Here is a 21873-nt window from a genome sequence, read left to right on the forward strand (position 1 = left end):
GCAGGCGTGTCTGGGGAGTGCAACGCAGCACCCATGTCAGCGCTTGAGGGTTATGCAGACGGCCCTTACCCGAGACCTCCGCCTCACTTGCGGCGCTATCCGCTTCATAGTCGGTCACGACACGCAGAGTTAACCAATTAAAGTCGCGCGATTTAATGGGCTGTTGGCAAGATGCCTAAGACCGATCGCTTTTATATAAGGGGAATCATGGCCAAGTCCACCGCAGAAAACACCAACCTTCGACTCAAGACCGTGCTGGATGTCCTGACCGAAGGCGTGTGGTCCGGCGATGCACTGAACGCAGGCCAGGTCCTGGCGGAAGCAACTGCCCGGGTGCCGTTCAACGAGCACGAGGCAGAACTCCTCAGCGGCGGCATCCCGCGCGGGCACAAGACCCTCACCTCCGCCACTGCCAAGTTGGTCAAGGCCGGCTGGCTGGTCAAGGGCCGGTCCGGCTGGACCATCACTGAGGACGGCATGCGCGCCACAGTTGCTTTCCCTGATGCTGATTCCTTCGGCGCAGCGCTCGACGCCGGCACGCCCGTCCCTGCCGACACTCCCGTTCCGACGGCTCCCGAGGGCTTTGTCCGCCCGGTTTCCGCCGCCGCGGCAACGCTTCAGGTTCCGGCGAAGGAGGAGGCTCCGAAAAAGACCGCCAAGAAGGCGCCTGCGAAGAAGGCAGCGTCGGCTGTCGGCAAGGCAGCCAAGGCGATCGAAGACGCCGTTGAGCCCGTGGTGAAGGCGGTCCGCAAGGGCAAGGCCTCAGCCAAGGACAAGTCTGCAGCGGCGCCCGCTGCAGCTGCCGCCGAAACCTCCGCCGCCACGGAGCCGTTCGAGGGCCCGGACGTCGAAACACTTCCGCAGCCCGAAGCTGTGGCCGTGGCTGGTGACTTCAACACCATCCTGGGCGCCCCGGAGAACTGGGCGCCGCAGTACGACGAAGCACAGATGGAGTTCGACTTCCTGGACCAGCTGTGGAAGAAGAGCGCTGAGCTTCCTGCCGGCTTCTACACCTTCAAGATCGCCCTGAACCGGTCCTGGACGGAGAACTACGGCGCTTTCGGCGTGTTCGATGGCCCCAACCACGAACTGCACCATGCCGGTGGCACGGTGACCATCCGCTACAACCACGCCACCCGCGACATCACCATCAACTAACGGATTGCCTCCCTCCCAACTGGGTAGCGCTAAGTGTCGTTTTGGAGGCTCAAAACGACACTTACTGCTACCCAGTTGGGAGGGGTGCCAGGTCCAGGAGGAGCATTATGGGCAGGCATGAACGCCCGGCGGGCGATGACTCAGGCCAGGAAGCGGTGCGGCTGGACGCCCGCGTGTCCGGGATGGTGCAGGCTGTGGGCTTCCGTTACTGGACTGTGGGCCAGGCTGAGGAACTTGGGTTGTCCGGTGAAGTGAGGAACCTCGACGACGGTTCGGTTTCGGTAGTGGCCGAGGGGCCGGAGTCGAAGGTGCGGCAACTTCTGGAGTGGCTCAACTCCGGCCGCACACCGGGCCGCGTGGACGACGTGGAGGCCTCGGTGTCCGAGGCATCAGGGGCATTCCGCGGCTTCCGGGCGCACTGAAACTCTGCCGGCCGTCCTGAGGCTTATTTCCCCCTCTATTCCCGCGGACTCAATCCGATAAAGGCCCCCAACTCCTCCAGGGCGGCAGGCTTGTTCGGCATGTAGCTGGTGAGTTCGGGGGAGCGGATGATGACAGCCCGCCACTGGCCGCGGGATACCGCCACGTTGATGCGGTTCCGGTTCAGCAGGAACTCCGCGCCGCGCGGTGCCTCTGACACCGCCGAACATGCCATGGAAACCAGCACCACCGGAGCTTCCTGGCCCTGGAATTTGTCCACCGTGCCCACCCGGACATCAGACAGCCCGGCCTCTGCCAGGTTCCTGCGGATCAGGTGGACCTGGGCGTTGTAGGCGGCCACCACCAGTAGATCCTGTTGCTCTAAGGGACGGGCGTCGCTGTCCGGACCGCACGTCCATTTCAAGCCCAGGTGGCGGCGGACCTGGTGAACCACTTCCCCGGCTTCTTCCTTCGATGCAGTGGTGTTGCCGCGGTGGTTGACGAACACCGTCTCCACCCCGGGTGCAAGGACCTCCAGTTCACGGAGGGACGCGGCAGGAGCTGACTTCAGCTTTCCTTCGTAGCTGAGGTTCGACACTGCCCGGCACAGCTCCGGATGCATCCGCCACGTATCGGCCAGGAAGTAGCCCAGGTTCGCGGGCAGTGTGGCGTGCCCGGCCGCGAGCCAGCCGAGGGCGGATTCATCCACTGGTTCCGGGTGCGCCCCTTGGGTGACTTGCGGGAGCTGCTGGGGGTCGCCCAGCAGGAGCAGCCGCCTGCCGGCACGGCTGACCGCCAGGGTGTTGGCCAGGCAGAACTGGCCCGCCTCGTCAATGACCAGGAGATCAAGGGACCCGGCAGGGACTTCCTTGCCGGTCATGGTCCACGCGGTGCCGCCCACCAGGCATCCGCCGGCTGATGTGAGCAGGCGGGACACGTCGCCTTCCGAAGTGAGGCTCCAGGGAACCGGATGAGGAGCGGCCAGTTTCTTGGCCACCACCTGCGGATTCACTCCGCCGGTCTCGATGGCCCGGCAAAGCAGGTTTTCCACCACGTTGTGGGACTGGGCCACCACTCCGATCTTCCAGCCTTCAGCCACCAGCCTGCCAATGATATGGGCCCCCACGTAGGTCTTGCCCGTTCCTGGCGGGCCTTGGACGGCGAGGTAGGAATGGTCCAAGTCCTGCAAGGACTCGATAATGGCCCCGGCGTAATCGGCGGCGCCATCGTCCCCATGCTGGACCTCTGCCGGCCCTGGCAACGAGCGGAACCGCGGCGGCAGCTTGCGCAGGATGTCCAGGCCCGGCTGCGAGGGAAGGGACGGCACGGAGGAACCGACTGCGGAGGCTATTTCCGCGATGGCAGCTTCAATGCTGGCAGTCCCCAGCGGCTGGTCCTCGGTCAGTGCCACCGGCAAGTGCGGATAGGCGCGGACCTTTCCGGACTCCCGCTCTGCAATCGTGAGGAAGTGCTCCGGGCCGTCCGGCGCCGCCTCCAGATCGCTGATCCTGGTGCCGAATGAGTAGGCCCTGGTCCCGGTCGCAGCCTCCGGAGCGGTCATGCCATCAGGTCCGGGGGCGTCGTACACGCGGCACCAGCTGGAGTCAGCCCGGAAATCGGAGCCTTCCGTCATGGTGCCCCGCAATCTCAGGACGCGGGTCTGCATCCGTTCCCGGGGCTTGGCCAACGCCCAGTCGGACACTACTTCCGCTGATGACACAACGAACACGTTCCGCTGGTCGGACCAGTTTTCCAGCGGTGCCTCGACCCGGTCGAAGTGCTGCCACCAGAACTGCTTGCGCTCACGCCGGTGATATCCGGTGGCGGCCGCCACCATGGCGATGGCGCGCTCGTCATCAGTCCAGGGGCGGTCGTCCGGCAGGCCGGCAAGATATCCGCGGAGCCTGCTTTCCACCGGCGTCTCCTCGGCAGGGTCTGCGTCATCCGAGCCGGTTGCTGCCGGAGCCGGAACGTGGGCTGGCTGCGGAGCAGCATGACGGGGATCGGCAGCCTCCGCTCCGCCACCTTGCCTGCCACCGGCTCCTGCTCCCAACTGGAGCAACCAGTCCCGCAGCCGAAGGGTGGAGAGGCAGTCGTACTGGTTGTAGTCGGAAATCGAGGCAAGGATGGTGTCGGCTTCGTCCCGGCGCCCCTCGTCGCGTGCGGCGCAGTAGGCGGCATAGGCCACCACGGAAGCACCAGCATCCTTGACGTCACCGGACCGGAGGTTGTCCTCCATGTACAGCGGTTCCAGCTTCTTGATGGAGTACGACGCTTCCGAGATCCGGAGGGAATGCCGCACCGTTGCGTACAGGTCCACCAGCAGCCCCTGTCGGAGCCAGTCATCAACCGTGTCCTCGCCGGCCTGGTGCACGAGGGAGAGATTCCGCAGCGCCGTCTTTTCGTATGGGGCGTAGTGGTACACGTGCATGTCCGGATACCGGGCACGCCGCTTCTCCACGTAGTCCAGGAAGTCCAGGAAGGCGCGGCGTTCCCCGGAACGGGAGTGTGCCCAGAACGGGCGGAACACCGGCTCGCTTTCCGTTCCCGCAACCGGCGCCTCGACCACGCCGAAGAGGTATTCAATGCCCCAGGCGCCTGTGGCGGGTTCCTGCCACAGCGGATCGCCCTCGAAGTCGAAGAAGATGTCCCCGGCACTGGGTGCAGGCAACGATCCGATGGTGTGGTCAGGCAGGACCGTGTAGGAGACCGTGTGCGGCAGGCCATCCTTGGTAAACGTCCGCGAGCCGGCCGGCTGCTCCAGGCCCAGCTGCATCCGTGCCTGCGCCCGGAGCCGGACCACTGAGTTCCTGGCCTCGCCGGCTGGCATGGCCGCGAGTTCATCGATGGTGGTGATGTTTGCGTCATGGAGTTTCCGCCGCTGGACCACGGACATGCCCGCAACCATCAGCAGGTCCCGGTGGAGCTGCACCTGCTCCGCACAATAGTCGCAGCGCCCGCAATGCACGATGCCGTCCTGCTGCCACTGCACAGGGACGTCAGCGGCCCTGTGGCCGGCTGTGAGTTGGCGGAAGCGCCGCCGTCGCTCGCGGAAGACGGGCAGCAGGTCCGGCAGGGAATGGCTGCTCCGCAGCCAGTCGTCGCCGAGGCGGGTGCCGAGCACCAGCGTGACGACGGGCGAGGGATCCAGCCCCATCCCGAGGAGCTGGTCGCCGTAGGCCGCAAGCTGCAGTAATGCGCCTACCTTTGCGTGCCGAGCGAGCTTGGTGTCCCAAACCCCGTAACGGCCCGCACTCCCGGTACCCGCGGCCTCGTTGACCAGGAAATCCGCGTAGCCCAGGAATTCGCCGTCGAAGAAGGTGGCCTGAAATACGACGTCCGCTCCGGATCTTAGGGCGAGTTCGGTCTCTGCGTGTTTGGCCTGCAGCTCGCCACGTAGGTTGTCGCCGCGCTCCAGCGAGTAGACGCCCGACCCGCGGCTGGCATCCCATTTGCCGTACTTGGCCACCAGGCTTGCGAGCACGGTCTGCTCGTGCCGATCGCCCAGCTCACCGGCACGCCTCTGCATCTCATCAGCGGGGAACTCTGCCTTGGGAGCGCGTCCCAGCTTTTCGTCCAGGATGCTGAGCGTACGGTATTCACACTCGGATGCAGCAACAAGGTCGCTGGCTGAGAAGACCAGGTCCGGCGGCGCAGCGGATCCGTCATGACCAACGGCAGCGTCCAGCAGAAACACGGGGCCTCCCCAACTGTTTGCGGGCCCGGAGACGATTCCCCTGGCCTGTAATCAAACCTAGCAAGAGGGACTGACAAACAGACTCCGGATCATGACATACGTCTCTTGGGCCGGGCCGGGCCGGGAACGGAGCGCGACTTCAGCTACGCGAGACGCGCAACGCTCCGCCGGGAGGGACGCTGGGCCGCGCCGTCGGAGAACAGTTCCGGGGTGGATTCCTGGATCCGCTGCACATCCTCGAAGACGGCGCGGAGGTGAAGCCGCAGGCTGCTGTCCGCATCGGAAAGGTCATTGGCTTCGAGCGCGTCCACCACCGCCGTGTGCTGCCCAATCAGCGTGGAAACAGGCCGGGTGTCCAGCAGGCTCATGCGGCGCGCCCGATCCAGGTGCGCCTTGGCCGAGTTGACCGCGCTCCAGGCGGACTCGTGTCCCGCCAGGCGCAGGAGTTCCCGGTGGAAGTCCTCGTCCAAGCGGAAAAATCCCTCCACGTCACCGGCAGCGTCAGCATCGGTCTGTGCCTGGAGGATTCCCCGCAGGCTGGCGATGCCTGCGGGATCCACGGCAAGATCGCGAAGCGACGCGCACTCGATGGCCTCGCGAACGAACTGCGCCTCGGAGACACGCGCCAGGTCCACCAACGAGACGAAGGATCCGATCTGGGGAAAAACCTGAACCAGACCTTCCTCCCGAAGCAGGATGAGGCTTTCGCGCACCGGCGTGCGGCTAACTCCCAGTTCCTGCGCCAATTCGTTCTCAGACAGGGGCTCCCCGGGTGGCAGTTGCAGCGAGATGATCCGGCTCCGAAGCGTCTCCAGCGTTTGGTCGCGCACCGAAAGCCGGGGGGAAGCACCTCTTTTGTCCATTGCCATGCCATCAGTCTAGCCCGTTGACACACTAGAATGGTAGTACTTGTATGGTAGTAGAACACAGCGTGCTGCCGGTCACTGACGCCCTCACAACCCAAGGCTTCCACCCGCCAGCCCACAGCCTTTTCACTGTTTACATTCCCCTTCATACTCCTCACTCCCGTTCGACAGCATCACCTGCAAAGGAGCAACTGATGACCGAAAGCATTGCCCCACCCACCAGCAGCCGGGCCGAGGCCCGCAACACCCGCGACCTTGCCAAGGTGGCCGTCTCCGGCTGGCTCGGCACGGCCATGGAATTCATGGACTTCCAGCTCTACTCCCTGGCAGCAGCCATCGTCTTCAACAAGATCTTCTTCCCGGATGTCAGCCCAGTCATCGGCCTGATTGCCGCCATGGCCACCTACGGCGTGGGGTATGTCGCCCGCCTCTTCGGCGCCATCTACTTTGGCCGTATGGGTGACCGGATCGGCCGCAAGAAGGTCCTGTACATCACCATCGCGTTGATGGGCGCCTCGACCACCCTGATCGGTGTTCTGCCCACCTACGCCATGGTGGGCATCTGGGCGCCCATCCTCCTGGTGGCACTGCGCCTCATCCAGGGCTTCGGAGCCGGCGCGGAAATCGCGGGCGCAACGGTCATGCTTGCGGAATTCGCATCGGCCCGCCGGCGCGGCATCATCTCCTCCCTGGTCTGCCTGGGCACCAACTCCGGAACCCTTGGCGCCTCGGCACTGTGGGCCATCCTGGTGAGCTCGCTGTCGCAAGAGGACCTGTTGAGCTGGGGCTGGCGTATTCCGTTCCTGGCCAGCTTCGTGATCATGCTGTTCGCCGTTTGGATCCGCCGCTCCATCAAGGAAAGCCCGGTCTTCGAGCAGCGCGCCGACGTGGTTGACGGCGTGGCCCTCACCAAGGAGAAGATCAAGAGCGCCGCCAAGGCCCCTGAGCTCGCCGGAACCAGCACCATCGAAGCTGCCCTGCACCAAAAGAAGGGCAAGTCCTTCCTGATCGCGTTGGGCCTGCGCTTCGGCCAGGCCGGCAACTCCGGATTGGTGCAGACCTTCCTGGTGGGCTACCTGGCTACGGTCCTGATGACGGACAAGAGCGTGGGCACCAATGCGATTATGTATGGCTCACTCCTCGGCTTCATCACCATCCCGGTGGTTGGCCTCCTCGGTGACCGCTTCGGCCGCCGTCCGCTGTACCTGGTGCTCAGCGCGCTAACTGCCCTGTACGCCATTCCGATGATGCTCATGATCACCAGCGGCGACGCCGCCCTCATTACCATCGCCATGGTCATCGGACTGAACCTCGGCGTGCTCAGCCTGTTCGCCATGGAAAGCGTCACCATGGCAGAGTTCTTCGGAGCCCGTACCCGCTTCACCCAACTGGCCCTCGCCAAGGAAATCGGCGGCATCCTGGCCACAGCCATCGGCCCGCTGCTGGCAGCCACCCTCACCGCCGTCACCGGACACTGGTGGCCGCTCGCCGCAATGCTCATCGGCTACTCACTGATCACCCTGGTCTCCGCCGCCGTTGGCCCCGAAGTCCGCGGCCGCGACATGGTCCGCCTCGAGGACGCCGTATGAAGGCCGTCGTCGTCCATGGCGCCAATGACCTGCGCATCGACGACCGGCCGGAGCCGGTAGCCGGCCCGGGAGAGGTAGTGCTCGACGTCGAATGGGGCGGCATCTGCGGAAGTGACCTTTCGTACTGGCGGCACGGAGCGTCCGGCACGGCGGCACTGAAGTCACCGCTCGTCCTGGGACACGAAGTGGCGGGCCGCATCGCCAAGCTGGGTCCCGGCGTCGAACATTTGGAAGTGGGCCAGCCCGTGACGGTGCACCCGGCCGAACTGGTGGGGGACGGCGCCCTGCCGGAGCGCCTGCGGGGGCGGACCAACCTCTACCCGCAGATCCGCTACTTCGGCTCCGCAGCATTCGATCCGCACACCGACGGCGGCTTCAGCGAACGCAAGCTGGCCAAGGCATTCCAGGTCCGTCCGCTGCCGGACGGAGTGGACACGCTCCGCGGGGCACTGGCGGAGCCCCTCGCCGTCGCCATGCACGCGGTCAGCCGGGCCGGCAGCCTGCAAGGCCGCGACGTGCTGGTCAACGGTGCCGGGCCCATCGGCTCGCTGGTCACCGCGGCCGCCAAGTACGCCGGAGCACGAAGCGTTATTGCCACCGACATCAGCGACGCGTCCCTGCGGATTGCCCAGGCGATGGGCGCGGACGAGGTGCTCAACGTTTCGGATAACCCGCTTCCGGCAGACATGGAGCTTGTCTTCGAGGCCACCGGCATCCCGGCGGTCCTGGGGGGCGTCCTACGTGCCACGGCCCGCGGCGGCACGATCGTCCAGGTGGGCAACCTGCCCGGCACGCCGGCGGCGTCTGCGCTGGGGGACCTGGTCACCCGGGAAATCACCTGGATCGGGTCCTACAGGTTCGTGGACGAGATCACCGATGCGCTGCAGGCCATGAAGGACGGCCTGGACGTGTCGCCCGTCATCACCCACACGTTTGGCATCGACGACGCGCAGCAAGCCATGCAAACCGCCGCCGACCCTGCCGCCGGCAGCAGCAAGGTCATGCTCCGGCTCAGCACGGACTGACACCCGGAACAACCCACCCACCCAACTGAGTAGCAGTAAGTGTCGTTATGGCGGCTCATAACGACACTTACTGCGACCTACTTGTATTAGCTACCACCACCAGAAGGACTCCCAGTGAAGATCACCGACGCACGGGTTGTGGTTTCGTCGCCCGGACGGAACTACGTCACGCTCGTAATTGAAACCGAGGACGGCATCACCGGCGTCGGCGACGCCACCCTGAACGGTCGCGAACTGGCTGTGGCCTCCTACCTCTCCGAGCACCTCTGCCCGCTGCTCATCGGCCGCGATGCCCGCCGCATCGAGGACGCCTGGCAGTACTTCTACAAGGGCGCCTACTGGCGCCGCGGCCCGGTGACCATGACCGCCATCGCGGCGATCGACGTCGCGCTCTGGGACATCAAGGGCAAGGCCGCCGGCATGCCCGTCTATGAACTCCTGGGCGGTGCGGCCCGCGAGGGCGTCATGGTCTACGGGCACGCCAGCGGCTCCTCCCTGGAGGACCTCAGCGCAGACTTCCACCACCACCTGGACCTTGGCTACAAGGCCATCCGTGCCCAAGCCGCCGTGCCGGGCCTGGACAAGACCTACGGCATCGCCCCCGTGGACGGAAAGCTGTACGAGCCGGCCAGCGGCAACGTGCCCCAGGAAGACACCTGGGAGACCACCGCCTACCTTGATTTTGCGCCGAAAATGATGGCCCACGTCCGGAAGGAGTTCGGCTACGGCGTGCACGTCCTGCATGACGTCCACCACCGGCTGACTCCCATCGAGGCCGGCCGGCTGGGTGCCTCGCTGGAGCAGTACCGTCCGTTCTGGATCGAGGATCCGACCCCGGCCGAGGACCAGTCCGCATTCCGGCTGATCCGCCAGCACACCACCACCCCTGTTGCCGTGGGGGAGGTGTTCAACTCGATCTGGGACTGCCAGCAGCTCATCACCGAACGCCTGATCGACTACATCCGGACCTCCGTCTCGCACGCCGGCGGCATCACGCACCTGCGCCGCATCTTCTCCCTCGCGGATCTTTACGGTGTCCGCTCGGGATCGCACGGCGCCGGCGACTTGTCCCCGGTCTCGTTCGCAGCTGCGCTGCACGTGGACATGAGCATCCCCAATTTCGGCATCCAGGAATACATGGGCCACCGCGACCCGGCCGGTGAAGTCTTCACCACCTCCTACACCTTCGCCGACGGTTACATGCACCCCGGGGACGCCCCGGGCCTGGGCGTTGAGTTCAACGAGGAAGCCGCAGCCCGGTTCCCCTTCGACCCCAAATACCTGCCGGTGAACCGGCGCCTGGACGGATCGGTGCACGACTGGTGAACACTGCAGCCCAGGAATCCTTTGACGTGGTGGTGATGGGGGAGATCCTCGTTGAAGTCGCCACCGACCTTCCCTTTGCCCACGGCGTTCCCGCGCAGCTTGGCATCTCCGGCGATGCCCTCAACGTTGCCGCGGCCGCCGCCGCCGCGGGTGCCACAGTGGGTCTGCTGTCCGTGCTGACAGACGACGAACTGGGCCAGGCGATAGCCGCCCGCGTCGCTGAGTTGGGCATCTCCACTGATCTCCTGAAATTCCGGCGCGGCCAGCAGGGCGTTTACCTGGTGCACAGCGATCCCGACGGAGAACGCGAATTTTCCTACGCCCGTACCGGCAGCGTGGGTTCATCGCTGGGGCCGGGTGACGTCGACCCGACAGTTTTCGCCGCAGCCGGGGCCGTGGTGGCGGGCGGCATCGCCTGCGCCATTTCGCCGAGGTCCCGCGCCGCCGTCGTCAAAGCTGCCGGCCTGGCCACCCGCTTTGTCTACGATCCGAACTTCCGTCCCCGCCTCACCACCAAGGAAGAGGCGACGGCGGCACTCACCTCCCTGGCGCCGCACGCCTTCCTGGTGACGCCGTCGTTCCCCGGTGAGACGGCGGCGCTGCTGGGCGTTTCCACCCCGGAGGAGGCAGCGGCCAGGCTGCACTCGCTGGGCGCCACCAATGTCGCCGTGACCTGCGGCGCGAAGGGAGTCCAGCTCGGATGGGGCGGTACCGGCGCGGACGCCGGATCTGCCTGGGTGCCGGCCATCCCGGCCCCCTCCGTAGTGGACCAGACCGGAGCAGGGGACGCCTTCGTTGGCACGCTGACCGCTCGCCTGGTGCTGGGCGAGGATCTTCCGACGGCGGCACGTTACGGGGCTGCCGCATCGTCGCTGGTGGTGGGCGGCAAGGGCGGTACGGGTTTCATCCCCACGTTCGAGCAGACCATGGCGCACGCCGCAACTGTTGCCGCCGGCACAAGCCCGGTCACCGGCACGGAAGAAGGAGCACTGCCATCGCACGCCTGAGTACTTCTGCACTGGCAAGCAGCGGCCACCAGGCCGGCATTAACCGCGACAAGCTGCAACCCGGCATCGTCCACCTGGGCCTGGGTGCCTTTGCCCGTGCCCACACTGCCGTCTACACGGAAGACGCTATGTTGGCGGCCGGCGACTTCGACTGGGGGATCGTCGGCGTCACGCAGCGTTCGGACACCGTGGCCAGGCAACTGGCGCCGCAGGACGGCCTCTTCACTGTGGGAGAGCGGGGAGAAGCTGCCGGCCCCCCGCGTGTGGTCTCCAGCATCGTCGAGGCCATCTCGGGGCGGGACAATCCGGAACTGGTGGTAGAACGCATCGCCGCCCCGGCCACAAGGATCGTCACCCTCACCATCACGGAAAAGGGATATCGGTTCGATCCGCAAATCCGCAGCCTTGACCTGGCGGACCCCGAGGTCCAGGCGGATCTCACCGGCCGGCCGCCGCACACCGCCATCGGGCAAATCGTCCGTGGCCTCCAGCAACGTGCACTGACCGGTGCTGGACCCGTCACGGTGGTTTCCTGCGACAACCTGCCCGGCAACGGTGAACTTACCGGAACCCTCGTCAGGAACTTTGCCGCGGCCCTGCCCGAACCCGAAAGCGGACCCGTGCTGGCGTGGCTGGAGGCCAACGTCACGTTCCCCTGCACCATGGTTGACCGGATGGTACCGGCCACCACTGAAGGTGACCTTGCCGCCGTCGAACGGGAACTTGGCCTGCGGGATGAAGCCGCAGTGGTGGCTGAGCCCTTCAGGCAATGGGTGATCGAGGACAATTTCGCCGCAGGCAGGCCGCGCTGGGAGGACGCCGGAGCGGTGTTCAGTTCCGACGTCGGCGGCTGGGAGGCCACGAAGCTGCGGCTGCTCAATGCCGGCCACTCCATGCTGGCCTACCTGGGCATTGCCGCCGGCAAGGAAACCATCAGCGACGCCGTGGCCGTGGACTCGTTCCGCACCGCCTGCCGGCGCATGTTGCTCGAGGAAGCGCTGCCCAGCATCACCCTCCCGGCGGGGCTGGACGGAGAGCAGTACTGCGAAGAGGTGCTCCGCCGTTTCGCCAACCCCGCCCTGGGCCACACCACCGCCAAAGTGGGCAGCGACGGTTCCCAGAAGATCGGGCTGCGCCTGCTTCCCACCATCAGGGGAACGTTCGACGCCGGCGGCGCGCCAACGTGGGCGGCGCTCGCCATCGCTGCGTGGATGCACCACGTGGCCACCACCCCGGCAACGGACCTGGACGATCCCCTCGCTGCAGAGCTGAACGCAACACTTCCGGCTGGCCGTGAAGCCGACGCCGTGGTGCCCGCGCTGCCGGGCTTCCGGCCGATCTTTGACCAGGACCTGGCGGAGCATGCCGGCTTCCGAAAGCTGCTCCTGCAGTGGTACCGCATCATCGAAACCAACGGGACTATCGACAACGGGCCGGCAGGCCCGGGAAATGAGATCAACCATGGCTGACGCATCGGGCGTCCTTCGCGTTTCACCTGTCATCCCTGTGGTCACCATCGACGACCCCCAGGATGCGGTGCCCCTGGCCCTTGCCCTCGTGGACGGCGGCGTGAAGGTCATTGAGCTGACGCTCCGGACCGCCTCCGCGCTGACCTCACTGAAGCTGATCGCGGAGGAGGTGCCTGACATCCTGGTGGGCGCCGGCACCATCCTCACGCCGGGCCAGGCCGACGCCGCCGTGCAGGCGGGCGCCCAATTCCTGGTCAGCCCCGGAGTCACCCCAGCCCTGCTCACCTCGATGCTGTCGCTGGAGGTCCCGGTGCTTCCCGGCGTCGCCACCGTGGGGGAGGTCATGGCGGTCCTGGAACAGGGCCTGGACGCCATGAAGTTCTTCCCGGCCGGCCCAGCGGGTGGTCCGTCCTACTTGGCGGCCGTCGGTGCCCCCATCCCGCATGTCCAGTTCTGCCCCACTGGAGGGATCAGCCTGGCCACCGCGCCGGATTACCTGAGGCTGTCCAATGTGGCCTGTGTCGGCGGGAGTTGGCTGACGCCTGCCGACGCGGTCGCAGCCAAGGACTGGGCGCGGATCACCAGCCTGGCCAGCGGGGCGGCCGCGCTCCCGCGGTAACGGGTCAGCCCTCGGCCGCGGCGGCTTCCTCGGCGGCGGCGGCGCGGACCTGGGCCTTGTCGTGTTCGGCATGGGCGTTGCGCAGCAGCTCCATGAACTCGGTTTCGTTGCGGACCAGCCGCTTGTATTTTTCTGGAAGCTTGCGGATCTGGGCCTCTTCGCGGCACATCCGGGCGAAGATCTTGTCGCGTTCGGCCATGTCCGTTTCGTAGTTGAGGTCCAGGTATTCGGTGGCGTGGCGCCGCGCCCCGGACACAGCGTTCTTGGCCTTGCCTTTGGGACTGAAGATGGACGCCAGGATTGTCACCACCAGGACACCAAGGATGACGCCCAGCGAGACGCCGGTGCTGACCTCCACCACGTTGACGTGCTCGCCGTCATTGATGAATGGAAGGGTGTTCTCGTGCAGGGCGTGCAGGATGAGTTTCACGCCGATGAAGCCCAGGATTACGGCCAAACCGTAGGAGAGGAAGATCAGCCGGTCCAGCAGGCCGTCGATCAGGAAGAACAGCTGGCGCAGGCCCATCAGCGAGAACGCGGTGGCGGTGAACACGATGAACACGTTCTGGGTGAGGCCGAAGATCGCCGGGATGGAGTCCAGGGCGAAGAGGATGTCCGTCCCGCCGATGGCCACCATCACCAGCAGCATCGGCGTCAGGACCCGCTTGCCGTTCTCCACCGTGAAGAGCTTGTCGCCGTCGTAGTGTTCCGACGCCGGCAGGAGCTTCTTGGCGAGCCGGACCACCAGGCCTTCGGAGTCGTCGTCGTGGCTGTCGGGTTTGAGCAGGTTGCCGGCGGTGACCAGCAGGATGAGCCCGAAGATGTAGAACACCCAGGCGAAACTGTTGATCAGCGCCGCCCCCAGGAAGATGAACGCCGTGCGGGCGATAAGGGAGAACACGATGCCGAACAGCAGCACCTTCTGCTGGTCCGCGCGGGGCACCTTGAAGCTGGCCATGATGATGAGGAAGACGAAGAGGTTGTCCACCGACAACGCCTTCTCCGTCACGTAGCCTGCGAAGTATTCCGTGCCCATCTCCGGTCCGCCGAACAGCAGTACCGCCAGCCCGAACAGCACCGCAATGCCCACGTAGATGGCGGACCAGGTGGCGGATTCCTTCAGGGAAGGCGTGTGGGCCTTCCGGACGTGGAAGAAGAAATCGAAGGCCAGCAGCCCCACGATTCCCGCGATGGTCTGGGTCCAGACATAAGCAGGTACTTCCACGCGGCGGGCCTTTCGTCGGAGGGTCCCTCCAGCCTACCTAAGCGGGCTTCAGCAGTTCGTTCTCCACGACGGCGGACCGGGAGAGCGTCTTATACCCCTCCTGTTCAAAGAGCACCGTGATGACATCGTCCTCATGCCGCATCACCAGGCCGGGGCCCCACTCCTTGTGGACCACCGCGGACTGCAGCGGGAATGGTTCGTCGGCGGCGGGAGCCGGCCCGCCGCCGTCGGACGCCTTGCCCGGCTGCTCCACGTCCCCTGCAGCGGCTGCAGCAGCGCACCCGTCACAGTTTCCGCACGGCTCCGGCAGGTCCTCGCCGAAGTAACCCAACAGGAACTGCCGCCGGCAGCCGTCCGTCTCCGCGTAGGCGCGCATCATGGTGAGCCGGGACTGGTCCACGCGCTGCCGGGCCTCGGCGAGTTCGACGGCGTCGCCCACCAGTGTGGGGAGCTTGGCTTTGGAGGTCAGCCGGATTCCGCGCTTGCCTGTGGTGACGGCGCCAATTTCCTCCAGCTGGTTGATGAGTCCGGTGATGCGGCGGGCGGGTAAGCCGGTCAGCTCTGCCAGGGACGCCTTGGGCGCCGGAGCCTTGGCGGTCTTGAGGATCTTCAGCACCGCCATCAGCGAATCTGGATCGGGGGAGTGGGTGCTGAAGAACTTCCGCAGGCCCAGGTCCTCGGAGCGGTAATGCAGCACGGCCGATGCCGGTTCGCCGTCCCTGCCTGCCCGTCCGATCTCCTGGTAGTAGGAGTCCAGGGATTCCGGGATGTCCGCGTGCACCACAAACCGGACGTTCGGCTTGTCGATGCCCATGCCGAACGCGGTGGTGGCGACCACGACGTCCAGCTTGTCGGCCAGGAACAGCTCGTGGATGTGTTCCCGGTCCTTGGCGGAACGGCCTGCATGGTATGCCTCCGCGCGGAGCCCCTCCTTCTCCAGCTTGGCCGCGTACTTCTCCGTGTCCTTCCGGGTGGCCGCATAGAGCAGGCCCTGCCCCTCCCTGGCCAGGTCCGCCACCTGCGCAAGCACCGCCTTGCGCTTGCCCTTGTCCTCATGGTGCCGGACCACGTCCAGGCTGATGTTGGGCCGGTCGAAGCCGTGGACCAGGACCAGGGGGGCCTCCATGCCCAGCCGCTCCACGATCTCGTCCCTGACCGGCGGGGAGGCAGTGGCGGTCAACGCAGCCACGGGCGGGTTCCCCAACTGCTCCCGGACATTGCCCAGCGCCAGGTAGTCGGGGCGGAAATCGTGGCCCCAGGAGGAAACGCAGTGGGCCTCGTCCACCACGAACAGAGAGATGTCCAGGGCTTTGATCCGGTCCACGGTGGCCTGCTTGGCCAGCTGTTCCGGGGCGAGGAACAGGAACACAGCCCTGCCGTCCTCAACGGCCTGCCATGCAGCCTCGACGTCGGTGTCGCTGTGCGAGGAGTTGACGGCCACCGCGGTGTCAGGTCCCAGGACCTGGACCAGCCCGTCCAGCTGGTCCTCCTGCAGGGCAATAAGCGGTGAAACCACGACGGCGGGACGTCCCGTGGTCTTGTGAAGGTGCAGGGCGGCGATTTGGTAGATGGCGGACTTGCCGTATCCGGTGGGCATGACGGCCAGGACGTCGCGCCCGTCCGCCAGGGCCGCCATACCGGCCAATTGGCCGTCCCGCAGGCGGGGCAGGGAGAAGGGAGATGCAGCAAGGGCCCGAAGGGCTGGTTCGTCGGACATGAAAAGTGGCTCCGCACAGACGAAAACTGGGGCCGCTTGCTTCAGCCGTAGGAACCACCCTACGCCAGCCCCGCCCCGCCGACGCAACCTCCGGGCGCGCGCAACTCCCCGCTGTGTGGACTTTGCCCCTCCGAATGCGGCGGGGATTTGTCCATCAGGCGGGGATAGGGCCGGTTATTGCGCCGCTGTCTGCAGCAGCCGCGGCTGCCGTAGCCGGCCGGTTGGTGCGTTTAGGTGTCGATGGTGGACATGTTGGGGTACCGGGCGCCGGCAGTTGCCCCGGCCGGTGCCAGCTGGTCCAGCAGTTGAAGCTCGTCCTGGTTGAGCTCGATATCCACGGCGCCCAGGTTCTCCCGCAGCCGTTCGCGCTTCTTGGTGCCCGGGATCGGGACAATGTGCCCGCCCTGCGCCAGCAGCCACGCGAGGGCCAGCTGGCCGGGCGTGCACTGTTTCCGGTCGGCCAGCTCCTTGACCCGGTCCACGATTTCCAGGTTCCGCGTGAAGTTTTCGCCCTGGAAGCGCGGAGAGTGCCGGCGGAAGTCGTCCTCGGCGAAGTCGTCCACGCTGCGGATCTGCCCTGTAAGGAAGCCGCGGCCCAGCGGGCTGTAGGGCACAAAACCGATGCCCAGTTCGGCGAGCACGGGGAACACCTTGGTTTCCGGCTCCCGCTCCCACAGGGAATACTCGGTCTGCAGGGCGGTGATGGGGTGCACGGCATGGGCCCTCCGGATGGTCTCCGCGGACGCTTCGGACAAGCCAAGGTGCCGGACTTTTCCGGCCTGGACCAGTTCCGCCATGGCGCCCACCGTGTCCTCGATGGGAACGGTTTTGTCCACCCGGTGCTGGTAGTACAAATCGATGTGGTCAACGCCCAGCCGCTGAAGGCTGGCGTCGCAAGCTGACCGGACGTATTCGGGGCGGCCGTTGATGCCCACCCAGGAACCGTCCCCTCGGCGTTCATTCCCGAACTTGGTGGCCAGGACAACGTCCTCGCGGCGGCCGGCGATGGCGCGGCCCACCAGCTTTTCGTTGGTGAAGGGGCCGTACATGTCTGCTGTATCCAGCAGGGACCCGCCGGCGTCCAGGAACTCATGGATGGTGGCGACCGATTCCTGCTCGTCGCCGTCGCCGTAAAACTCGCTCATGCCCATGCAGCCAAGGCCCAGGGCGGAAACTCTCAATTGTCCGATGGTGCGCGTTTTCATGCGGTTCTCCTCAACGGTAGAACTTCCGTGGGCACCGGTAGCCTGCGTGCGCAACCGGTTGGTGCAGCGTACGCCACTATAGGTATTTCCCCCATGGAGTGCGCTGGCAAACAAGGGGCTTCCTACCCCTATACCGCCCCGGTGGGCGTGCCTAGACTGAGCGGACCCCAACCCGGGAACCGGTTGCTGATCATGCCTAACGTCCATCAGAAAAGCACGACTGGATCAGGGCGGTCCTCCATACGGGGTGTCTCACCTACCCAGATCACGGCCCGTCCTACCGGGCGGACCTGACAACAGGAGCGATAGATGACAGGGAACAAAGCCATTGCCTACAAAGAAGCAGGCAAGGTCGAAGTTATTGATATTGACTACCCAACGTTCGAACTCAAGGACGGGCCAGGCGTTAACCCGGCGAACGTGGGACGCCCCGTCAACCACGGGGTAATCCTTAAGACCGTGGCCACCAATATTTGCGGATCGGACCAGCACATGGTCCGTGGCCGGACCACGGCGCCGCCGGACCTGGTGCTGGGCCACGAAATCACGGGTGAAGTGGTGGAGGTGGGCCGCGACGTTGAGTTCATCAAGGTGGGCGACCTCTGCTCGGTGCCGTTTAACATCGCCTGCGGCCGGTGCCGCAACTGCAAGGAACGCAAGACCGGCATCTGCCTGAACGTGAACCCGGCCCGTCCGGGCGCCGCCTACGGGTACGTGGACATGGGCGGCTGGGTGGGCGGCCAGGCCAACTACGTCCTGGTGCCCTATGCGGACTGGAACCTGCTGAAGTTCCCGGACAAGGACCGGGCCATGGAGAAGATCATGGACCTGGCAATGCTCTCGGACATCTTCCCCACCGGGTTCCATGGCGCTACCACGGCTGGCGTGGGAGTTGGCTCCACCGTGTACATTGCCGGCGCCGGTCCTGTGGGCCTCGCAGCGGCCACCAGCGCACATTTGCTGGGTGCCGCCGTCGTGATTGTGGGCGACATGAACGAGGGCCGGCTGGCGCAGGCGCGGAGCTTTGGGTGTGAAACGGTGGACCTGAGCCAGGGCGAGCCGAAGGATCACATTGAGCAGATCCTGGGTGTTCCGGAGGTTGACTGCGCTGTTGACGCGGTGGGCTTCGAGGCGCGCGGACACGGCAAGGGAGCGCAGGAAGCACCCGCAACCGTGCTGAACACTCTGATGGACATCACCGCGGCAGGCGGTGCGCTGGGTATCCCTGGCCTGTACGTGACGGGCGATCCGGGCGGCATCGACGAGGCCGCCAAGAAGGGTTCGCTGAGCCTGAGCCTGGGCACCGGCTGGGCAAAGTCGCTGAGCTTCACTACCGGCCAATGTCCGGTGATGAAGTACAACCGGCAGCTGATGATGGCCATCCTGAATGACAAGGTCAACATCGCCAAGAACGTCAACGCCAAGGCCATTCCCCTGGAGGATGCACCGAAGGGCTACGCGGAGTTCGACGCCGGCGCAGCCACCAAGTACGTCCTCAATCCCAACGGCTACTTGAGCTGACGGCACGGCGGGCGGGGATGCCACCAGGGACCCTTGAGTGCGGAAATAAGTGCGGCCCGGGCCGGGTTAGGCTTTGCACGGGCAGCACAAACCCGCAAACGAAGGAGTTTCCCTTGAGTGACATCACCGTCCGCCATAACCCCGGGCGCGAACGCTTCGAGATCCTCGACGCCGGCAACGTGATCGGCAAGGCGGCGTACAAGGAGTACGACGGCGGCGAGTCGCCACAGCGGATCTTCTACCACACGGTGATCAACGAGGAATACGGCGGGCAAGGCCTGGCCGGCGTCCTGGCCAAGGCTGCGCTGGACAGTACGGTGGACGCCGGGAGCGGCATCATTCCGGTGTGCCCGTTCATCAAGAAGTTCCTGGCCAAGCATCCCGAATATTCGGCCAGCGCAGTGCCCGTGGCACCGGCCCACCTGGAATTCCTGGACACCGCACTGGCCGCCCGTACCCGCGGCTAAGGGCACCCCTGAAACAGGGTTGGGGAACACTCCGCAAGCCTTCAGGAAGCTCCCAACCTCCGGTGATTTAATCAGCATCTGTCAGCGCGGTACATCGCCGCGCTGACAGTGTTTTTGATAGCCGAGGCGGGACAGGAGCCCTTGTATGTCCGTGCACCCCGTGGTGCCCAAGCCAGGCCGTGGCGCTCCCTCGCCGCCGCCGGGCGCGCCGTCCTCCGGCAGGCCATCTTCCAGCAGGAAGCGGGGCCACAGACGGCTGCTGATCCTGGCCCTTGTGGTGGTGCTGGTCATTGTCGGCACCATCACCCTGGCCGTGGTCCGGTCCGTGCCGCCGACGGGCGCTGTGGTCCCCACCCAGCCGGCCATCCCCGCGTCACCGGTGGCGGCAGCTCCGCCGTCGTTGCAGGACAGCGTGGACGACATCCTCAGTGAGGCGGACGAATACCGGATCGGGCTGGCGCTCGCGGACGTGTCCGGCGGCGCGGAACGGACCTTCGGCGACGGGGACACCTTCACTGCTGCCAGCACGGCCAAGATCCTCACTGCCGCCGCCTACTACCACCTCGTGGAAAACGGGCAGGCGAGCCTGGATGACGCGATGGGTGACTACGACGCCGCGTTCCAGCTCAAGGCCATGGTCAATGACAGCAACAACGACTCTTGGCTGCTGCTGATGGACGCCGTGGGCTACCCGGAGTTGATCGCCTACGCGGACTCCATCGGCGTCACTTATGACCCTGAACAAAATCTCCTGACCGCGGCCGATATGGCCCTGATCCTGAAGAAGCTCTATGCGGGAGAGCTCCTGGACAAGGACAACACGGCGGAGCTGCTCAGCTACATGCGGGACACGAACAACGAAGACCTCATTCCGGCCGGCTCAAGATCCGGCGTGGACGTTCACCACAAGTACGGGGAAGTGTCCGGGGAACTGCACGACGCCGCACTCCTGAGCTACCGCGGCTCGACGTTCGCGCTGGTCATCTACACGGAGAACCCTGACGGCGCGCCGGATGACGGCCAGGCCCAGGTGATCCGGGACCTGACCCGCGCCGTGGAGGACGCACTGTTCCCGGTGGTGCCGGCGGGCAAGTAGCGCGCGCCACACCAAAGCAGGAAGCCCGCCAGGTCGCCCCGGGCGGAAGCTTTAGGCCAGACTGTTACCGTGAGCAACAACCCCCGGACTGCCCTGGCCGTCGCCGGCCTCAGCCTGGGCACGGCACTGAACCCGCTGAACTCCTCCATGATCGCCGTGGCCCTGGTAGTGCTCCGCGCCGACTTCGGGCTCGACGTCGCCGCCGTCACCTGGGTGGTGACCTCCTTCTACCTTGCCTCCGCAGCCGGGCAGCCGGTAATGGGCAGGCTGGCCGACCGGTTCGGGCCGCGGCGGATGTTCATGCTGGGGATGGGGCTGGTGGCCGTCACCTGTGCCCTGGCTCCGCTGGCCCCGAACTTCGCGCTGCTCTGCGTGGCGCGGGCGGTGATGGCGCTGGGAACAGCCACCGCATATCCCAGCGCCGTGGTGATGGTGGGCGCCCTCGCGCACCAGGCCAAGGTGGATTCGGCCCGGCCGCTGGGCCGGCTGCAGATGGCCAACACGTCCGCAGCCGCAGTGGGCCCGGTGGTCGGCGGCCTGCTGGTGGGATTCGTGGGCTGGGAGTCGCTGTTCCTGATCAACGTCCCGCTGGCGCTCGCGGCATTGCTGATCGTGCGCAAGGCCGCGCCGCCGGACAAGGTCCGGGAACGGGGCAGCGTCGCGGAACTGGTGCGGGACTCCGACGTCCCGGGCATCGCCGGGTTCATCGGCGCGCTCCTGCTGGTCATGATGGCGGCCCTGAACGTGGCCCCGGACTACCGCTGGTTGATGCTGGCTGGCGGGACCGTCACCGGGGCACTGTTTGCCTGGCGGGAGCTGCGGTTCGCCAAACCCTTCCTGGACCTGCGGCTGCTGGGCCGGAACAGGCCGCTGATGCTGGTGTACCTGGCCTTCGCGGTGTTCAGCAGCGTCTACTACTTCGTCTTCTTCGGCCTCCCGCAGCTGCTGCAGGAAGCCGGCGGCTACGATCCCGGCGTAGTGGGCCTGCTGATGCTGCCCCTGGCGGGCATGTCCGTGGTGGCCACCCCGTGGGCAGTCTCCGCCATGGAAAGGTTCGGCGTCCGGCGGGTGCTGCTTGCCGGCGTCGTCATTTTGACCGTGGTGGCGGCACTCATGTGGCTGCTGACCGGCACGCTGGCCATCCCCTTCGTGGTGGTGCTGACCGCGCTGATGGGCATCCCGTACGGCACGGTCAGCATCGCCTCCAACCAGGGCATGTTCGTGTCCACCCGGCCGCAGGACCGCGGGGTGGCTGCCGGGATCTACCAGACCTGCCGCTACGTGGGCGCGATTACCGCCACTGTGATGATCGGCGTGTTCGCGTCCGGCGGGGTGCACCAGGACAGCTGGATGCGGATGGTGCTGGCCATGCTGGTGCTCTGTGCCGTGACGTTCGGAATCTCTGTGTTCTGGCGGCCGCAGAAAGTGTAGGCGTGTTCTACGCGAAGCGTCGGGGAAACCCCTAT

General features: G+C 66.0%; 17 protein-coding genes. 12 read left to right on the plus strand and 5 right to left on the minus strand.

Going from position 1 to position 21873, the window contains the following annotated elements; genetic code table 11:
- Window positions 1-207: 207 nt before the first annotated feature.
- The gene (locus FBY33_RS09580; RefSeq protein ID WP_142030365.1) at window positions 208-1158 is read left to right on the plus strand and encodes a pullulanase X25 domain-containing protein; all 951 of its coding nucleotides are present in this window, start codon (window positions 208-210) and stop codon (window positions 1156-1158) included.
- A gap of 107 nt (window positions 1159-1265) precedes the next feature.
- On the plus strand, window positions 1266-1580 hold the full coding sequence (locus tag FBY33_RS09585) for an acylphosphatase (protein ID WP_142030366.1): 315 nt from the start codon (window positions 1266-1268) through the stop codon (window positions 1578-1580).
- 35 nt (window positions 1581-1615) lie between these two features.
- Here the strand turns inward: FBY33_RS09585 and FBY33_RS09590 are convergent, their stop codons facing one another.
- A complete protein-coding gene (locus FBY33_RS09590) occupies window positions 1616-5275 on the minus strand; it encodes a TM0106 family RecB-like putative nuclease (RefSeq protein ID WP_142030367.1) in 3660 nt (1219 codons plus the stop codon).
- A gap of 143 nt (window positions 5276-5418) precedes the next feature.
- Entirely contained in the window at window positions 5419-6144 is a 726-nt protein-coding gene (locus tag FBY33_RS09595) for a GntR family transcriptional regulator (RefSeq protein ID WP_142030368.1), read from the minus strand.
- A gap of 191 nt (window positions 6145-6335) precedes the next feature.
- Between FBY33_RS09595 and FBY33_RS09600 the strand changes: the two genes are divergently transcribed.
- The 6 genes from FBY33_RS09600 (at window position 6336) to eda (ending at window position 13176) form a co-directional block, all read left to right on the plus strand.
- Entirely contained in the window at window positions 6336-7730 is a 1395-nt protein-coding gene (locus FBY33_RS09600) for an MFS transporter (RefSeq protein WP_142030369.1), read from the plus strand.
- Complete coding sequence (locus FBY33_RS09605; RefSeq protein WP_142030370.1) at window positions 7727-8755, plus strand: L-idonate 5-dehydrogenase; 1029 nt, start codon at window positions 7727-7729, stop codon at window positions 8753-8755. Before FBY33_RS09600 ends, FBY33_RS09605 begins: the two co-directional genes overlap by 4 nt.
- A gap of 114 nt (window positions 8756-8869) precedes the next feature.
- The gene (gene manD, locus FBY33_RS09610; protein ID WP_142030371.1) at window positions 8870-10081 is read left to right on the plus strand and encodes a D-mannonate dehydratase ManD; all 1212 of its coding nucleotides are present in this window, start codon (window positions 8870-8872) and stop codon (window positions 10079-10081) included.
- A complete protein-coding gene (locus FBY33_RS09615) occupies window positions 10078-11088 on the plus strand; it encodes a PfkB family carbohydrate kinase (RefSeq protein ID WP_235010501.1) in 1011 nt (336 codons plus the stop codon). The genes manD and FBY33_RS09615 overlap by 4 nt, the downstream gene beginning before the upstream one ends.
- Before the next feature lie 74 nt (window positions 11089-11162).
- Window positions 11163-12557 (plus strand): mannitol dehydrogenase family protein, encoded by a 1395-nt coding sequence (locus tag FBY33_RS09620; RefSeq protein ID WP_268815885.1) that lies wholly within the window; start codon window positions 11163-11165, stop codon window positions 12555-12557.
- Window positions 12550-13176 carry a bifunctional 4-hydroxy-2-oxoglutarate aldolase/2-dehydro-3-deoxy-phosphogluconate aldolase gene (gene eda, locus FBY33_RS09625; protein WP_142030372.1) on the plus strand — a complete coding sequence of 209 codons (627 nt, stop codon included), beginning with the start codon at window positions 12550-12552 and terminating at the stop codon, window positions 13174-13176. The genes FBY33_RS09620 and eda overlap by 8 nt, the downstream gene beginning before the upstream one ends.
- Window positions 13177-13180: 4 nt before the next feature.
- Here the strand turns inward: eda and FBY33_RS09630 are convergent, their stop codons facing one another.
- From FBY33_RS09630 to FBY33_RS09640, 3 genes are all read right to left on the minus strand, one after another.
- Entirely contained in the window at window positions 13181-14401 is a 1221-nt protein-coding gene (locus FBY33_RS09630; RefSeq protein ID WP_142030373.1) for a TerC family protein, read from the minus strand.
- Between the two features lie 37 nt (window positions 14402-14438).
- Complete coding sequence (locus FBY33_RS09635; RefSeq protein WP_142030374.1) at window positions 14439-16118, minus strand: RecQ family ATP-dependent DNA helicase; 1680 nt, start codon at window positions 16116-16118, stop codon at window positions 14439-14441.
- 230 nt (window positions 16119-16348) lie between these two features.
- Entirely contained in the window at window positions 16349-17323 is a 975-nt protein-coding gene (locus FBY33_RS09640) for an aldo/keto reductase (protein WP_142030375.1), read from the minus strand.
- 309 nt (window positions 17324-17632) lie between these two features.
- Between FBY33_RS09640 and fdhA the strand changes: the two genes are divergently transcribed.
- The 4 genes from fdhA (at window position 17633) to FBY33_RS09660 (ending at window position 21838) form a co-directional block, all read left to right on the plus strand.
- Complete coding sequence (gene fdhA / locus FBY33_RS09645) at window positions 17633-18844, plus strand: formaldehyde dehydrogenase, glutathione-independent (RefSeq protein ID WP_142030376.1); 1212 nt, start codon at window positions 17633-17635, stop codon at window positions 18842-18844.
- Window positions 18845-18957: 113 nt separating this feature from the next.
- Window positions 18958-19311 (plus strand): GNAT family N-acetyltransferase, encoded by a 354-nt coding sequence (locus FBY33_RS09650; protein WP_142030377.1) that lies wholly within the window; start codon window positions 18958-18960, stop codon window positions 19309-19311.
- Window positions 19312-19456: 145 nt separating this feature from the next.
- Window positions 19457-20407 (plus strand): serine hydrolase, encoded by a 951-nt coding sequence (locus FBY33_RS09655; RefSeq protein WP_142030378.1) that lies wholly within the window; start codon window positions 19457-19459, stop codon window positions 20405-20407.
- A gap of 69 nt (window positions 20408-20476) precedes the next feature.
- On the plus strand, window positions 20477-21838 hold the full coding sequence (locus tag FBY33_RS09660) for an MFS transporter (protein ID WP_142030379.1): 1362 nt from the start codon (window positions 20477-20479) through the stop codon (window positions 21836-21838).
- Window positions 21839-21873 lie beyond the last annotated feature (35 nt).

The sequence above is a fragment of the Arthrobacter sp. SLBN-112 genome, from assembly GCF_006715225.1.
Lineage (GTDB): Bacteria > Actinomycetota > Actinomycetes > Actinomycetales > Micrococcaceae > Arthrobacter.